General features: G+C 31.9%; 17 protein-coding genes and 1 pseudogene. 5 read left to right on the top strand and 13 right to left on the bottom strand.

Features of this window, described 5'->3' with window-relative positions; translation table 11 throughout:
* Positions 1–20 precede the first annotated feature (20 nt).
* Positions 21–1,409: a dipeptidase gene (locus JBL43_RS11500; protein WP_198841587.1), complete on the top strand. Its 1,389-nt coding sequence runs from the start codon at positions 21–23 to the stop codon at positions 1,407–1,409.
* A 127-nt stretch (positions 1,410–1,536) separates the two neighbouring features.
* Here JBL43_RS11500 and JBL43_RS11495 read toward each other — a convergent pair whose 3' ends face one another.
* The gene (locus JBL43_RS11495; RefSeq protein WP_198841586.1) at positions 1,537–1,737 is read right to left on the bottom strand and encodes a hypothetical protein; all 201 of its coding nucleotides are present in this window, start codon (positions 1,735–1,737) and stop codon (positions 1,537–1,539) included.
* A gap of 166 nt (positions 1,738–1,903) precedes the next feature.
* On the opposite strand from JBL43_RS11495, the gene JBL43_RS11490 reads away from it, so the two are divergent.
* Both JBL43_RS11490 and JBL43_RS11485 read left to right on the top strand, forming a co-directional pair.
* Positions 1,904–3,007 carry a DUF4407 domain-containing protein gene (locus tag JBL43_RS11490; RefSeq protein WP_198841585.1) on the top strand — a complete coding sequence of 368 codons (1,104 nt, stop codon included), beginning with the start codon at positions 1,904–1,906 and terminating at the stop codon, positions 3,005–3,007.
* A gap of 36 nt (positions 3,008–3,043) precedes the next feature.
* On the top strand, positions 3,044–3,559 hold the full coding sequence (locus JBL43_RS11485; protein ID WP_198841584.1) for a GNAT family N-acetyltransferase: 516 nt from the start codon (positions 3,044–3,046) through the stop codon (positions 3,557–3,559).
* Positions 3,560–3,615: 56 nt separating this feature from the next.
* Here JBL43_RS11485 and JBL43_RS11480 read toward each other — a convergent pair whose 3' ends face one another.
* From JBL43_RS11480 to JBL43_RS11465, 4 genes are all read right to left on the bottom strand, one after another.
* Complete coding sequence (locus tag JBL43_RS11480; protein ID WP_198841583.1) at positions 3,616–3,903, bottom strand: hypothetical protein; 288 nt, start codon at positions 3,901–3,903, stop codon at positions 3,616–3,618.
* Positions 3,904–3,975: 72 nt separating this feature from the next.
* Positions 3,976–4,296, bottom strand: coding sequence for a hypothetical protein (locus JBL43_RS11475; protein ID WP_198841582.1), 321 nt, complete (start codon positions 4,294–4,296; stop codon positions 3,976–3,978).
* A 335-nt stretch (positions 4,297–4,631) separates the two neighbouring features.
* Complete coding sequence (locus tag JBL43_RS11470; RefSeq protein ID WP_198841581.1) at positions 4,632–5,888, bottom strand: NAD(P)/FAD-dependent oxidoreductase; 1,257 nt, start codon at positions 5,886–5,888, stop codon at positions 4,632–4,634.
* Positions 5,889–6,027: 139 nt separating this feature from the next.
* Positions 6,028–7,755 (bottom strand): DUF885 domain-containing protein, encoded by a 1,728-nt coding sequence (locus tag JBL43_RS11465; protein WP_198841580.1) that lies wholly within the window; start codon positions 7,753–7,755, stop codon positions 6,028–6,030.
* 337 nt (positions 7,756–8,092) lie between these two features.
* On the opposite strand from JBL43_RS11465, the gene JBL43_RS11460 reads away from it, so the two are divergent.
* On the top strand, positions 8,093–8,458 hold the full coding sequence (locus tag JBL43_RS11460; protein ID WP_198841579.1) for a BlaI/MecI/CopY family transcriptional regulator: 366 nt from the start codon (positions 8,093–8,095) through the stop codon (positions 8,456–8,458).
* A 1-nt stretch (position 8,459) separates the two neighbouring features.
* Positions 8,460–11,393 (top strand): M56 family metallopeptidase, encoded by a 2,934-nt coding sequence (locus JBL43_RS11455; RefSeq protein ID WP_198841578.1) that lies wholly within the window; start codon positions 8,460–8,462, stop codon positions 11,391–11,393.
* A gap of 93 nt (positions 11,394–11,486) precedes the next feature.
* Here the strand turns inward: JBL43_RS11455 and JBL43_RS11450 are convergent, their stop codons facing one another.
* The 8 genes and pseudogenes from JBL43_RS11450 to ruvC form a co-directional block, all read right to left on the bottom strand.
* Complete coding sequence (locus JBL43_RS11450) at positions 11,487–12,065, bottom strand: PhnA domain-containing protein (RefSeq protein ID WP_198841577.1); 579 nt, start codon at positions 12,063–12,065, stop codon at positions 11,487–11,489.
* 161 nt (positions 12,066–12,226) lie between these two features.
* The gene (locus tag JBL43_RS11445; protein ID WP_198841576.1) at positions 12,227–12,577 is read right to left on the bottom strand and encodes an MmcQ/YjbR family DNA-binding protein; all 351 of its coding nucleotides are present in this window, start codon (positions 12,575–12,577) and stop codon (positions 12,227–12,229) included.
* Positions 12,574–12,975: a GNAT family N-acetyltransferase gene (locus tag JBL43_RS11440; RefSeq protein WP_198841575.1), complete on the bottom strand. Its 402-nt coding sequence runs from the start codon at positions 12,973–12,975 to the stop codon at positions 12,574–12,576. The genes JBL43_RS11445 and JBL43_RS11440 overlap by 4 nt, the downstream gene beginning before the upstream one ends.
* Positions 12,972–13,328, bottom strand: a complete 357-nt coding sequence (locus JBL43_RS11435; protein ID WP_198841574.1) for a DUF4260 domain-containing protein — start codon at positions 13,326–13,328, stop codon at positions 12,972–12,974. Before JBL43_RS11435 ends, JBL43_RS11440 begins: the two co-directional genes overlap by 4 nt.
* Positions 13,329–13,340: 12 nt before the next feature.
* Positions 13,341–14,078 (bottom strand): cyclase family protein, encoded by a 738-nt coding sequence (locus JBL43_RS11430; protein WP_198841573.1) that lies wholly within the window; start codon positions 14,076–14,078, stop codon positions 13,341–13,343.
* 116 nt (positions 14,079–14,194) lie between these two features.
* Positions 14,195–15,301 (bottom strand): radical SAM family heme chaperone HemW, encoded by a 1,107-nt coding sequence (gene hemW / locus JBL43_RS11425; RefSeq protein ID WP_317193454.1) that lies wholly within the window; start codon positions 15,299–15,301, stop codon positions 14,195–14,197.
* Between the two features lie 62 nt (positions 15,302–15,363).
* Positions 15,364–15,510, bottom strand: a pseudogene (locus JBL43_RS11420) (four helix bundle protein); the annotation flags it as partial.
* A gap of 57 nt (positions 15,511–15,567) precedes the next feature.
* Positions 15,568–16,122 (bottom strand): crossover junction endodeoxyribonuclease RuvC, encoded by a 555-nt coding sequence (gene ruvC / locus JBL43_RS11415; protein WP_198841817.1) that lies wholly within the window; start codon positions 16,120–16,122, stop codon positions 15,568–15,570.
* Between the last annotated feature and the right edge of the window lie 39 nt (positions 16,123–16,161).

The following is a 16,161-nucleotide window of genomic DNA, read 5'->3' as shown; positions in this document are numbered from 1 at the left end:
TATTAATCATTAAACTAACCATGGACAACTTAAAACCTTACGTACAACAACATAAAGAACGTTTTATAAATGAACTCATTGAGATTTTAAAAATACCCTCAATTAGTGCAGATTCTGCTTTTAGTCAAGATGTTATAGACACCTCTGAAGCAGTTAAAACAGCTTTAGAAAATGCAGGTTGCGACCATGTGGAAATATGCGAAACCCCAGGTTACCCCATAGTTTATGGCGAAAAAATAATTGATAAAAATTTACCTACTGTTTTAGTTTATGGTCATTATGATGTGCAGCCACCAGATCCGTTAAATTTATGGAACTCACCTCCTTTTGAACCTGTTATTAAAAAAACAGAAATTCATCCTGAAGGTGCCATTTTTGCTAGAGGATCTTGTGATGATAAAGGTCAAATGTATATGCATGTAAAGGCATTGGAATACATGACAGAAAATAACAATTTGCCTTGTAATGTAAAGTTCATGATTGAAGGTGAAGAAGAAGTTGGTTCTGAAAGTTTAGCATGGTTTGTTAAGCAAAATCAAAAAAAATTAGCTAATGATGTCATTTTAATTTCAGATACGGGCATGATTAGCAATACACAACCATCTATTACCACAGGCTTACGCGGTTTAAGTTATGTTGAAGTTGAAGTTACAGGCCCAAATAGAGATTTACACTCAGGCTTGTATGGTGGTGCCGTAGCAAACCCTATTAACGTGTTAACAAAAATGATTGCTTCATTACACGATGAAGATAATCATATTACCATACCTGGGTTTTATGACAACGTTGAAGAGCTATCGGCTGCTGAACGTGCAGAAATGGCTAAAGCTCCTTTTTCTTTAGATGATTATAAAAATGCAATAGACATTGATGCTGTTTATGGTGAGAAAGGATATACGACAAATGAAAGAAACTCGATTAGACCCACTTTAGACGTTAATGGCATTTGGGGTGGCTATACTGGTGAAGGTGCAAAAACAGTTATTGCCAGTAAGGCATTTGCAAAAATATCGATGCGTTTAGTACCGCATCAAGATTGGATTGAAATTACTGAATTATTTAAAAAACATTTTGAAAGTATTGCTCCAAAAGGCGTACGTGTAGTAGTTAAACCTCATCATGGTGGACAAGGATATGTTACTCCAATAGATAATATTGGCTATAAAGCAGCCGCAAAAGCTTATGAAGACAGTTTCGGTGTAACTCCAATACCGCAACGTAGTGGCGGTAGCATACCAATTGTAGCTTTATTTGAACAAGAATTAAAAAGTAAAACTATTTTAATGGGCTTCGGTTTAGATAGCGACGCTATTCATTCACCTAATGAACATTTCGGAATATTTAATTATTTAAAGGGCATTGAAACAATTCCTTTATTTTATAAATACTTTACAGAATTAAGTTCTTAGTAGTAAACTTTACTAAAACAAAAAAAACACGAGGTATAGTATAAACTACCTTTTCATAAAAAATCATTTCACAGCCATCGGCTATGAAATGATTTTTTATTTTTACGAATATTTTAATTTTTTAAAACTAGTGATTCACCGAAAGTACTGACCAAGATTCTGGACATACATTGTTCTTAGACACAAATTGATTAAAATCTAATGGCCAAGCACTAGTCTCACTTTTACTATTTTTACTAGAAATCATGCGTTTATATTGCTTAGCAATGTGTGCATTGAATTTACTTTTTTTAGTTTTCATTTCTAATGTTGTTGTTGTTGTCATCATTTATAGTTTTTATAGTTTATTATAGAACAACTTATTCTAACAAATTCCTACCATGACTTACTAACGTTTTAAAATAAAATAACTTTTAAACTTTAACATTTAATTCACTCACTGTTAAACAACAATGAGGTTTTCAAAATCGTTTTACTATTATATCCCCTTAATTATGATAAAAAACTTCTTTTGGATGTGCTCCGGTGCTGATCCTGATTTATTAAATGAAAGTCCCAAATCTGAACAAATAAAATATGCAGGCATTGGTGGTACTATTTTTTTCACTGCTGTTATGGCCTTTATTGCCAGTTCATATGCTTTATTTACAGTTTTTGACAATGCTTATATTGCAATCTCTTTTGGTTTAGTTTGGGGCCTACTTATTTTTAACCTAGACCGTTTTATTGTTTCTACAATTAAAAAGCGTAACAATGCTTGGCAAGAAGTATTACAAGCTTCACCACGAATTGTACTAGCCATAATTATTGCTATCGTTATCTCTAAACCACTTGAGATGAAAATATTTGAAAAAGAAATAAATCAAGTGTTATTGGAACAAAAAAATGAACTTACACTGCAAAACAAGAATCAAATAGCAGATCAATTTACCCCAGAAATTGAGAGAATTCAATCCGAAATAAATGCTTTAAAAATTGAAATTGGCACTAAAGAAAAAGAAGTTAATGATCTATACACCACTTACATTTCTGAGGCAGAAGGAACTTCAGGTACAAAAAAGCTTGGTAAAGGACCCGTGTATAAAGAAAAAAGAGAGAAGCATGATGCTTTACTTAATGAGCTGCAACAACTAAAAAAAGAGAGCTCTATAAGTATCTCCGAAAAAGAAGCATCTATAGATCTTTTAAGAAATAAACAAGAGGTGCAAATTAATCGAGACCAACCTATTATCGATGGATTTGACGGATTGATGGCAAGAATTAATGCTTTAGACGAATTGGCATGGTTACCTTCATTTTTTATTTTTTTATTGTTTGTAGCTATTGAAACCGCACCGGTTTTAGCTAAAATTATGGCATCAAAAGGGGCTTATGATTTAAGATATGAAGAGCAGGAAGATGCCTTGAAGGTTTGGGTTGAACAACAAAAGAATCAACGAGCTGCTTTATTATCGACAGACGTTACTTTAAATGAAAAGGTATATTACGATGTTGCTAAAGATGAAGAAATTTACGACTACAAAAAGCAAAAAGCTAAAGACTTATTAAAATTACAGTCAGATACATTCTATAAAAAACAAAGTGAAATTATTGGATAATTTTTAATGCTTATTTTTGATAAACAATTTATCATCATGAGATTACTAACCACCCCTAGACTTCATTTAGACTTTGCGACTAAGAAAGATGCTGTCTTTTTATTTGAATTGATGAACGATGCCGCGTATCTAAAAAATATTGGAGATCGGAATATAAAAACAATTGCTGATGCTGAAAATTTTATAACTGATAAGTATATTAAGAGTTATATAGATAATGGTTATGGTTATTATATTATCAAATTTAAAGAAAATCTAAAACCAATTGGAATATGCGGAATAGTAAATAGAGAAGAAATGAGTTTCTTTGATATTGGATACGCTGTCTTACCGAATTATAGAAATAAAGGATTTGCATATGAAGCTACCAAAGCATTATATGATTTTGCACTGAACTCTTTAAAAATTCAAGAAATTGCGGCTATAACTGATCCTGATAATCATGAATCAATAGCATTAATTAAGAAGTTGGGAATGAAATACAAAAAAAAGATACAGTTGCCAAATGACGACATTGTATGTGATTTATATATAAATGAAAAACAAGCCTAGAAAAACTACATTCATAAAAAGCACGAATGCGTTTTAAAATTTAAACTACTTTGAAATTATTTTGTTTTTACTGATTTCAGAGAAAGTTTCTCTGAATGGTGATGATGCTCTTTTTTAATGTCACTTAAAACATTCTTAGCAAAGTCATAATCTACTTTTCTAAACCTATCTCTAGCGTAAGCATTATGTCCGCTTCTTATAGATTTTGTTTCCTTAAGTACTAAACCATCATCGTAAGGATTAAACCCTACAACGGTGTACATTTCATTTTCCTTAAGATTTCCTAATTTATACCATCTGCGTCTAGCATCGACGCAAACTACCATTTCACCAATTTTAAACATATTATTATTTAATTTTCCCGTGGTGAATATAGGAATATTATTTTAAGTCTAAAAGTTAATTAATGTTAAATATTAGTTTAATAATGAAAGAGCAAATTTTTGTGGTTGTAATTCACGCTCAACTTCTGGTTGTGGAATTGGTTGTTGTTCAACTTGTTCAGCTTGCATTTCGTTTAAAAGACTTGTTGCAAAATTATAATCTACTTTTCTAAATCTACTTGCAGCAAACGCATTACATCCACTTCTTGGACTTTTAATTTCATCAAGTATCAGTCCACCATCATAAGGATTAAAGCCAGTTACAGTATACATTTCATCTTTCTGTAAACCACCAAGTCTATACCATCTTCTCTTTGCATTTACACAAACTACTATTTCTCCTACTTTAAACATAATTTCCAATTTTATTTATTAATTGCTTTCGTATTTAAAACAATTTCCAATTAAAAACTCCCCTTAGTTTTTTACTTTTTTTTTAAAATTTTCTCTAAGTAGCTATAAATCAAGTAAAAAAATTGCCACTTCTTTTTGTATAAACGAGTATTTATTTCGATTATTTTATAAACGTACTAAATGAATCTAAAGGAAATCTCAAGATTCTTTACTATTTCAGTATAATTTTATATTTTCTTACCAATTAATATGAAGATCTCTTTTATGGCTCGGTATAAGCAAACATTGTTAAAAAAAAGCTAAAATTCACAGTTTTAGCCCATCCTATATTCTAATTAAAACTTTCGGTCGGGATTAAACGGTGTTATATTTATTGAAGATTTCCTATTCGTGATAATTTCAGAAATCAATTTTCCAGTTGCGGGTCCAAGGCTCCACCCCATCATTGCATGTCCAGCTCCGATGGTTAAATTTTCGAATTTGGAAGTTCTTCCAATATAAGGTAAACCATCAGGTGAAACAGGACGCAGTCCACATTGTGCACTATCTATATTATATTGTGGAATCTTTAATCCCTCATAATACTGTTCTGATGCATTGGCAATAGCATCAACTCGTTTCGTATTAATTGTATGATTAAGTCCCGACATTTCCATTGTGCCTGCAAATCGTGTAAAGTCTTTCATTGGGGTTACCGCCACTTTTTTCTCCATTAAAATTGCAGGATAATTAATTCCCGTCTCTTCTTCCATATTAATCCTATACCCTTTCCCTCCTTCCATTGGAAGTTTTAAATGCAACTTTTTTGCCATAAGACCACTCCAAGAACCAGTGGCTAAAATAATTTCATCTGTCTTATAGCTATTTTTAGCCGTTATAATCTCCGTTATATTTTTATTCTTAAACGCAAAATCAACTACCTTTTCGTTTTTAAGGAATACAACGCCATTTTTCTCCAAATGGATTTTCATACTACTCATTATTTCGTTTGGACTTGTATGAAAATCACATAGGTAATGAATAGCTCCTTTTACCTCTGCACTCACTTTTGGTTCTATAGCATTTAATTCTTTTGCATTTAAGATCTTAGATTCCAGATTCATACCCTCTGCTATTCTAGCAATTTTTGACTCTGCTTCACCTGCCTTATCTGTTTTGTAAAGCATGAGCAATCCTTTTTTTCCTAATTGAAATTGCCCCAAATCATTTGAATTATAAATCTCTTCGTACAAATCTCTACTCAGAAGGTTTATATCTTTGATCACTGGCATAGCTCGCTCAACTTTATTTTGAGTTGCTGATTTTTTAAAATACCAGTTCCATTTTAAGAAATCTATATCTAACCGAGGCCTCATATAAAATGGACTCGTACTATTAAACATATATTTAATACCCTTAGAAATCATTCCAGGTGCCGCCAATGAAATAATATGGCTTGGTGTTAAGTATCCAGCATTCACGTAAGAAGCCCCTCCTGTTAAACCATCCATATTGGTTTGATCTATAACAGTTACGTTACAAACTTCTTTTTGAAGATAATATGCAGTACTTAATCCGATAATACCTCCGCCGATGATAATGCAGTTTTTCATATTTATAAAATTAGTAATTTATATTATATGGAAACCAAACGCATAAGAATTGTTATCATCTACGCAAAAAAGTAGGTATAGCGGAATCTTTTCAACTACACTTTTAATAAAATGACCGTTACAACTTCATTAGTCTCGTTTACAATGAAGCTTGAATATAGCTATTAATACGTTGCTCTAATATTGGCAAGGTAACTGTTCCTTGTTCTAAAATTTTTTCATGAAATTCTCGAAGGTCAAATTTACTTCCTAATTCTTTTTCTGCTTTTAGTCGTAATTCTCGAATCTTTAGTTCGCCTATTTTGTAGGATAATGCTTGTCCTGGCCAAGAGATATATCGGTCAGTTTCTGTATTTATTTCATGTAATGATAACGCTGTATTGGAAGTCATATAATCGACTACTTGTTCTCTAGTCCAGCCTTTAGCATGTATTCCGGTATCAACTACCAATCGACAAGCTCGCCACATTTCATAAGTCAATTGCCCAAATTTTTCATATGGGGTTGTGTACATACCCATTTCTTCGGCTAAAAATTCACAATACAATCCCCAACCTTCACCATATGCAGATAGGTAGAAATTTTTTCTGAATTCGGGAATACTATCACCTAATTCATTATTTAAACTTATTTGTAAGTGATGTCCTGGCACAGCCTCATGAACAGTTAATGCTGGTAAAGTATATAAGGTTCTACTTTTTAAATCGTAGGTATTTACCCAATAATAACCAGGTTCTGTACTGTTTTTAGTTGTACCAATATATCTTCCTGTCGTATATTTAGGAGCAATAGCATCTGGTACTGGAGCAACACCATATGGTTTTCTAGGTAAGGTATTAAAGAATTTTGGTAATTGGGCATCCACGCGTTTTGCCATATCTCTAGCAATCATCAATAATTCTGCGGGAGTTTTAGCATAAAACTGTTCGTCGGTTCTTAAAAATTTTAAAAAGTCAGCAAAACTTCCTTTGAAGTTTAAATCAGTTATTATTTTTTCCATTTCCGCTTTTATCCTTGCTACTTCCTTTACACCAATTTGATGGATATCATCAGCCGTATATTGTGTACTTGTAGTATAAAAATTAATTCTGTTTTGATAAAACGCTTTCCCATTTGGTATTTCAGAAATACCAATACTTGTTCGAGCATTAGGAAAATATTCTACTTCAAAAAAGTTTTTTATTCTTTTAAACTGAGGTACAACAATCAACGCTATTGCAGCCTTCGCTTTTTCAATAACTGAATCCTTTTGAGAATTAGTTAAGGTAGATGGCAAATCTTTAAAGGGAGAATAGAAAAAATTATCAACTGGGTTATCGGTAATGTGTGTATTATAAGTGGACTCATATCCTTTAAAAATAACCTTAGGTTGCGTTATTCCTTTCACTAAACTTAATTGTAATAAATCTAAATGCTGATCTACAAAAACTGGCAAAGCAGTGAGTTTATTTAAATACTTCTTTACGTCATCATAGTTATTTAGGGGACGGACGATATAGGGCAAACTAACATGAAAACCTGAATCAGAAAGTAATGGATTAAGATATTGCTCAAAACTATTATAATCAATCGTTTCTTGAAGTGTGAATTTTAATAAAGTTAAGGATATTTTTTCTGTATCAGATAGATTTTTTTCGTTAATTTCATTCAAAAGATTTAATTGCTCTTTGGCATAATCAGCTTCTTTCTGATAGAATTTCTTTGTAAACAACCCAAGTGGAAATTCCTCTTTATCGTATCCTTTATGGTCTTGGTATTCATTTACTATTTTATCCAATTGAGCAGAAGAATTCTTTGCCTGTTGCTTTTTATTACAAGCAGATAAAACGATTAGAAACAATATTAATGATGCTAAATGATTCTTCATATTAAATATATGTTTAAATTTTAAAGTGATTCGTTCATTATATAAAAACACAAATCTATTATTAATTTCTTTATGCCCTACCTAAGTAATTTTTAAACTACTTTTTCTTTCATCATTTAAGTAAATCTAATTAGTAATTCTACTAAAATTGAAGTGATTTATTCAAATTTTAGCTAAAAAGGAACTTATTACGCCTCTTTTTGACGTTGTAAAAAAAACCACAACACCCTAAAAACATTGATATTAACTCTAGGTTCATATAAATTTATTGTCAAATAATTTGCATATTCAAATTTTAACTCTACATTTGTAGAGTTAATTCTAAACATGTAGAGCAATGGCCTTATCAAAAACTGAAGAACAATTAATGCAATACCTCTGGAAGCTTGAAAAAGCTTTTATGAAAGACTTGTTGCAAATCTATCCAGAGCCAAAACCGGCAACCACAACTATTGCAACCTTATTAAAACGAATGATTGGAAAAGGCTTTGTTGCTTATAAATTGTATGGAAATGCTAGAGAGTATTACCCATTGGTTAAAAAGAAGGATTATTTCTCTAAGCATGTAAACGGATTGATAAAAACCTTCTTTAACGATTCTGCCTCACAATTTGCTTCCTTTTTTACCGAAGAAACCAATCTCACCAAGGAGGAATTGGAAGATTTAAAAAAACTGATTGACAAACAAATAAAAGAAAAATAATATGTTAGACTACTTATTAAAATCGGGAGTTTGTTTGGCAGTATTTTATCTGTTCTACAAATTATTATTAGAAAAAGAACCCATCCATATGTTTAAGAGATTTTATTTATTGGGTGGATTACTATTGGCATTTGCTATACCATTAATCACTTTTACAACAATGGTGGAAGTAGAACCGATGATTATGGCACCAATCAACTATTCAGAAGTCACTTTTGAACCTCAACCAATATTTGATGCAGAAGTTACACCTATCAATTATTGGCCCATTATTTTATGGACGGTATATGGATTTGGAGTTTTAGCATTTGGGTTAAAATTTCTATTTAACCTTTTTCAAATAGGGTTTAGAGTGAGGAAAAACACAAAGCAAAAAGTAAAGCAATTTACACATGTTTTATTAGAGCATTTAAGTACACCACATACCTTTTTTAATTATATCTTTTTGAATAAGCAAAGGTATTTACAGCATCAAATTCCACAAGAAGTCTTTTGGCATGAAGAAACCCATGCCAAACAAAAGCACAGCTTTGATGTTGTTGTATTAGAAATTTTACAAGTTGTTTTTTGGTTTAACCCACTACTCTACTTCATTAAAAAAGACATTAAACTGAACCATGAATTCTTGGCAGATAAAGCCGTATTAAATAAAGGTGTTTCACTTACTGCCTACCAAGAAATTTTATTAGCATTTTCAAGTAATTCAACTGAACCTGTATTAGCCAATGCATTAAATTATTCATCCATCAAAAAAAGATTTACGATTATGAAAACAAAGACATCACAAAAAAAAGCTTGGTTTAAAAGCTTGGTTTTATTACCATTAGTTGCAGTGTTGGTTTATAGTTTTAGTAGAGAAAAAATAATTGAAGTAGAAGCTTCAAATGAAACTGTGCAAATTAATTTAGAAGATGAGAATGAATTTCAAGAAAATTATAAATCATCTACAATTGAAGGAGCAACAGATCGTATGATGGAAGAGTACAGTGAATTTATGAGCTCATTCGAAAAGTCCAAAATGGTTTATGGCAATTTATACAAACGAGCAGTTGCTATTTATGATTTAATGTCGGATGCTCAAAAAGCAAGTGTAAAGAAATACCCAAATTTTGGCGTTATGAATCATAAAATGAGTGAAACAAAGCCGAGGAAACCTACCGAAGCCGAATTTAATTCTTGGAAGGATAAATCAAAATTTGCCATTTGGATAGATGGAAAATATGTTGACAACAGTGTATTGAGTAATTACACTAAATCTGATATTGTCTACTTTTCAGGAAGCTTTGTATACAAAAATGCCAGAAGTAAAAAATTTCCACAGACCCAACAATACAGCCTGTACACTAAAACGGGTTTTGAAGAGGCCTACGAAAAAGCGGATTACAAGAAATACATGAACCTCTTAAATAAATATAACGAAGAAGTAGAATTCTTTAATAAAACGGATAAAACAGACAATTCAGAATTGTTAATTTTAAAACAGCAAGCTGATTTCATTTACAATAGTTTTAATGAAGAAGAACTTACCAAATACAATCCTCCTAAAAGTCAAGAAGTACCAAAAGCACTAATTAGTACAAACAATGCAGCAAAAGTAAATGTTGTGCCAAATATTTACATTAGTATTAGTAATAATAAAGAAATAGTAATAAATGGAAATAACCCTATCGCTTTAAAAACCATAACACCTGCCATCGAAGAAATTTTAAAAGAGTATACTCCCAATCAAGTTTCCAAAATAAAGGTAATCATAAAAACAGACGCCATTACAAATATGGGTTGCGTACTAAATGTTAAAAATAAACTTCATGAAGCTGGCATACGAGGGCGAATAATAAATAGTAGTTCAGTTGAAATGCAAGTTAGAGACAAAGCTACACCACAAGAAATAGCAGAATACAATAAATTGGCAAAAGAGTATAATGCCGTTCCTACCGATAAGATGATCGTTAAAGAAAAGGATTTAGAAAGGATAAATTACATCTATAATAAGATGACAAATATCCAAAAAGAAGAAGCTGAAACTTTTCCGGATTGGAAGTTTCCACCTCCTTTAAGCAATAATCAGTCACAGGATACAACTTCAAATAATAAATTAGCACGATTAGTATCAAAATATAACATGTTAAAAGCACAACAAAATGCTAGTAAAAATAGTGCAGATTCAAATAATTTAACTGAACAGTTAAAAGCTCTAGAGAAAAGTATTAACGAACATTTAAGCAATGTTACCAAAAATAGTTACCTAGCTACTCCACAAGAACTAACCGAATACAACAAATTGGCGAAGCATTATAATAACATGTCAAAACAGAACATGAACATCAAACTAAAAGATGTAGAACGACTTCAGTTTATCTACAATAAAATGACGCAAGAACAAAAAAATGGTGCGGAGTCTTTTCCTGATTTGCCACCGCCACCGCCTGCACCACCAACACCTCGAAAAGTAATTAAAAACGACACTCAATATGGATATGACATTCCACCTCCGCCACCTCCTGTTCCTAGTCAAAAGACTATAAATAAAGGATCTATAGAATTACAAAAAGCTTTTAAGGAATTCTCAGAAAAATCAAAAATATATGGTACATCAGTACAAAATTACAGAACTACGAAAGAAGGTATGCGTAACGTTGAAGATGAGTATAAAAAAGTAATGGAACTGTATGAAAGATATGAAAAAATTGCCATAGAAGAAGGTATTTCACCAACGCCGCCACCTCCGCCTCCAACACCACCAAACCCAATAGATCATATCGTAGAACTGGCAAAACAAAACGCATTATTTTATTATGAGGATAAAAAAATAACATCAGATAAGGCTATTGAACTGATAAAAGAAAGCAAACGTATTCATATGCACGTTTTGAGTGAAGGGTCGAGTAAACCCATAGTTAAATTATCTAAGAAGCCCATTACAGTAAAAAATTAAAGACATCTCGTTATAAAAACTTCTCGATACAAATATAAAAAGGGTAAAACATAGTTTTACCCTTTTTATATTCACTCGAAGTGACGTTTTGAATTATAATTTCTTTACATACTTTGTAATGATCACAATTTGTTGACTACCAACTCTACCTTCAATGTATTCAGCATTTTCGTGATCTAAAGAAATACGTCTTACAGCCGTACCTTGTTTGGCAACCATGCTAGAACCTTTTACTTTTAAATCTTTAATCAATACTACAGAATCACCTGCTTCTAAGATTACACCATTTACATCTCTATGCACAATAGCATTTGCTTTATCTAAATGCTCACCAGATGCTCTTGCAAAAGCTAAGGCTTCATCATCTAGATACATCATGTCTAATAGGTCTTGTGGCCAACCTTCTGATTTTAATCGTTGTAACATCCGCCAAGAGAGAATTTGTACAGGTTTATGCTCGCTCCACATACTATCATTTAAACATCTCCAATGGTTAGAATCCATTTTTTCTTCATCTTCTATTTGCTCTAAGCATGTACCACAAACCAATACCGCTTCATCAACGGTTTCGTTTAAAGCCGGTGGTAATTTATAAACACTTAAGTTATCTGTGGCTTTACACATTTCGCAAGTTGAATTGCTTCTTTCTTCTAAGGCTGTTTGTACGCTCATTTTTTATTTTTGGATGTTGCAATATTAGGATTAAATTATCTGGTTTGCAAGTTCAACACCCCTAAAGTCCCCTCAAGGGAACAATCTTTTTAAAAATAGTAACAATTGTGAATGAGATTCCTAGTACCTCGGAATGACAACAATAAAACCGACCTTGGCATTCAAAGCGTTTCACGGAGTTTTTTGGACAAACCACTTACTACCAAATTATACGAATGATCAATTAATTCCTCAAGAATTTTGTTAGACAGTCTACTTTCCAGAAGAATAGTATTCCAATGTTTTTTACTCATATGATACCCTGCTGTAATAATCCCATCGTATTCTTCACGTAACTCAATAGCACGTTCAGGATCACATTTTAAATTTACTGCAGCAGGTTTTTGATTCAATCCCGACAATGCAAACATTTTACCTAGCACTTTAAAAACCAATGTAGATTCATCAAAAGGAAATGCTTCCGTCACTCCTTTTTTATTCAAACAATAATCACGAAATTCTTCTATGTTCATTTAATAATTTTTTCCATTACTTTTTCAGGATGTTTTAAATCTGTAAAACCATATTGCTTATACAAACCATGTGCATCAGACGTTTTTAACATCCAAACCGTGCAACTTTGCAATTCGGAATCATTAAGTACGTTATCCATCAATTGTTTGGAATACCCTTTCCCTCTATGTTCTGGTAGAATAAAGACATCCATAATATATGCAAAGACGGTATAATCGGTACAAATTCTAGCAAAACCAATTTGTTTACCCTCTAAATAAGCACCAAAACAGAAACAGTTATCAATTGTTTTTTGAACCTCTTCAATGGTTCTCCCTTTTGCCCAATACGCTTCGGTTATAAAATTGTAAATGGTATTGATATCCAACAAGCTTTTATCTGTGGAAATTGTAATCATTTTTCTTTTCCTATTTTACCCAAATGTGTGTTATTAAAACTGTCTGTATATTTAAGACCATAGCCTAACATTCTATCAAAGGAGGAATGACCAAAAAATACGAGACCCACCATTTGCAATGTTTCATTTTGAAAGTAAATTCCCAAAAAGTAAAGCAATAGCATTATCCCTTTATGGTGTAAAATATTGTAGGCATAGGCTCCTATTTTCGAGTTGATACCATATGCTATAAAACTAATATCAGGAAGAAAGAATAATCCTAAATACCACCACCAACTAAAGTTTAAAAATGAAAATAAGTATACAGAAAGAGCTAGCAATGCCATTTCTTCTAACTTTAGAATATTTTTCATTTTCGTGACCGTTTAATTCAATACCTCATATAATATAGGCTTACTAGGTGTTGCGTTATTTTCGAACGGAGCAATTTGAAGATTTAAAAAATACTTTCCGTCTTTAATTTTATTGGACACAAAAATCATCTCTGTTATGGTGGCTGCGAGTCTCTTTTTACCTTTTGTGTTCCAAAATGCATTATGAGCCAACAATTTACCACCATCTTTCTCTTTATCGATAGAAGGTAAGTCAATCAATAAATGTTCAATCCCTTTATCTTTTAAAAGTATAACAGCATCTTCCAATAAATATGGTGGATTGCTTTTAGAGTAGTTTCTTTTAAGTTTATCAGTCATATTAGGCATGGTTCGTATAATAATAGCTTCACGCTTTTTATTACCTAGTACAAATTGCATTTGCTTTTTTGATATTACTAAGTCCCCATTTATTTTTTCTGGAGCTACTGTAACTACTTCTGCCAAAAAGAAAAATTGCTTTAAGGTTTTGTTTATGGATATAAATTCATGCGTAATATGCCCTATACATTCGGTATGTGTACCATGGGCATGTGGCATAAAAAGAATAGAATTAAAATTAGTAGAATGTTTTTTTCTAACACTCCTTAATTTTTTTAGTCTAGGGCTTTTTTGATCCCAAGCAAGTACACCCACATTATCTCGTGTTAATGGCACTGGTATTGAAATATCTAATGGTTCTGATAAATTTATTTTTAATTTTTGTGAACCGTATTGAATCGTAGTGAGCATAAATTACATGGCATTTAATTATGTCAAATATAAGGATTAAAAAAGGTTCCACACAAAGTCCGAAAAGTTTTACGAAAAGTATTTAATACTAAACAGTATAAGAAATAGCTTTAAAACTAATGCACCAAAAACAGATCACTGGCTATACCATCAGCTAAGAACCTACCTTTTTTAGTGATTTTTAATTTTTGGTCTTTGGTAAGCTCCAACAGTTCTTTTTGAATGAATTTATCGGCGTTTGCAATAAGTTTATCTTTAAAGGAAGTACTAAAATGATTTTCGATATGTTTTAAATCTATACCCCAAATGGTACGTAAACCGATCATTATAGTTTCATTAAAAACATCGTTCTGAGATAATGTTTCTGTTTCATTTGGAATGATATTATCACGTAAAGCTTTATTATACTTTATATTGTTTGAGACATTCCAACTTCTTTGTTTTCCGTTAAAGGAATGAGCCGAAGGTCCAAATCCCAAATACGATTTACCCAACCAATACGAAGTGTTGTGTTTTGAAAAATAATTAGGCTTACCAAAATTAGAAACCTCATAATTGACAAATCCATTTTTTTCCGTTGCTGCAACCAAAATATTAAAATGCTCTAATGCCAGTTCTTCTGATACATTAGGATATTTACCGGAACGTATAAAACTTGCCAATGCGGTTTTAGGTTCAACGGTTAACGCATAACTCGAGATATGATTGATACCAAAATCAAAAACAGTTTGTAGATTTTCTTGCCAACGTTCGTTTGACATATTTGGAATTCCGTAAATTAAATCGACCGTAATATTATCAAAATGACGTGTGGCCTCTTCTAAACAATTTTTTGCTTGTTCTGAATTGTGAGAACGATTCATAGTTTGCAGGTCTTCTTCAAAAAAAGATTGAATACCAATACTTAATCTGTTGACTGGAGAAATGGCAAGCTCTTGAATCTTTTCTTTTGTCAGATCATCTGGATTAGCTTCTAACGTAATTTCTGGATGTTCAATTACACTGTAATTTTTATAAACCGTATCTATTAAATAATGTAATTCTTCAGTACTTAAGAGAGATGGCGTTCCTCCACCAAAGTAAATGGTTTCAATCACTTCATTCAATTCACTTTTACGCAACACAATTTCCTTTGCTATTGCTTGAATCATTTCTTCTTTTCGCTGTAACGAAGTTGAAAAATGAAAATCACAATAGTGACAGGCCTGTTTACAGAATGGTATGTGAATGTAGATGGAAGACATAAAAAAGTAGCAGTTTACAGTAGCAGTAGTTAATTGGCTCTAATATTGACGGTTAAACTTCTAGACGATCTTCTTATTTGATCCGTCAAAGAATAAGTTTCTTTCTTCGGGAATTTTTTTAAAGTGTCAAAAATTCTCATCGCTAAAGCAAAGGACTTTTTAAATGCCAATAAATCTTTGAATGCCATAAGTAATATTATAATGATTTATAAGTAAAAACTGTTACTGCCTACTATTACTGAAAACTATTTTTTCACCCTCTTTTCATTTTGCTTCACAAAAGCACCCCATCCTGAATAATTTTTACCCACCTCTACTCTACCTTCATTATAAAAATGACATACAGCAGCGGCCAAACCATCGGTAGAATCTAAATTTTTAGGCAATTCTTTTAACCCGAGTGTACTCTGCAACATCTTAGCAACTTGTTCTTTACTAGCATTACCACTACCCGTAATTGCCATTTTAATTTTTTTGGGAGAATATTCAGTAATGGGAATATCTCGCGAAAGGCCTGCTGCCATGGCTACACCTTGGGCACGACCCAGCTTGAGCATACTTTGCACATTTTTACCAAAAAAAGGAGCTTCAATAGCAATTTCATCAGGATGATACGTTTCTATCAACTCGATAGTGCGTTCAAAAATAAGTTTGAGCTTTACATAATGGTTATCGTATTTTTTTAGCTGTAACTCATTTAATTGCATAAAGTGCATCTTTTTATTGACCACTTTTATCAGCCCAAAACCCATTATGGTGGTTCCAGGATCTATCCCTAATATGATTTTTTCTGTATTCAAATTATATTTCGCTATACCTACAAAACTAATCATTTCTAC

The sequence above is a fragment of the Aureibaculum flavum genome (assembly GCF_016406085.1).
Taxonomy (GTDB): Bacteria; Bacteroidota; Bacteroidia; order Flavobacteriales; family Flavobacteriaceae; genus Aureibaculum; species Aureibaculum flavum.
The sequence above is the reverse complement of the archived record's forward strand: the minus strand, read 5'-3'. Positions and strand labels throughout refer to the sequence as shown.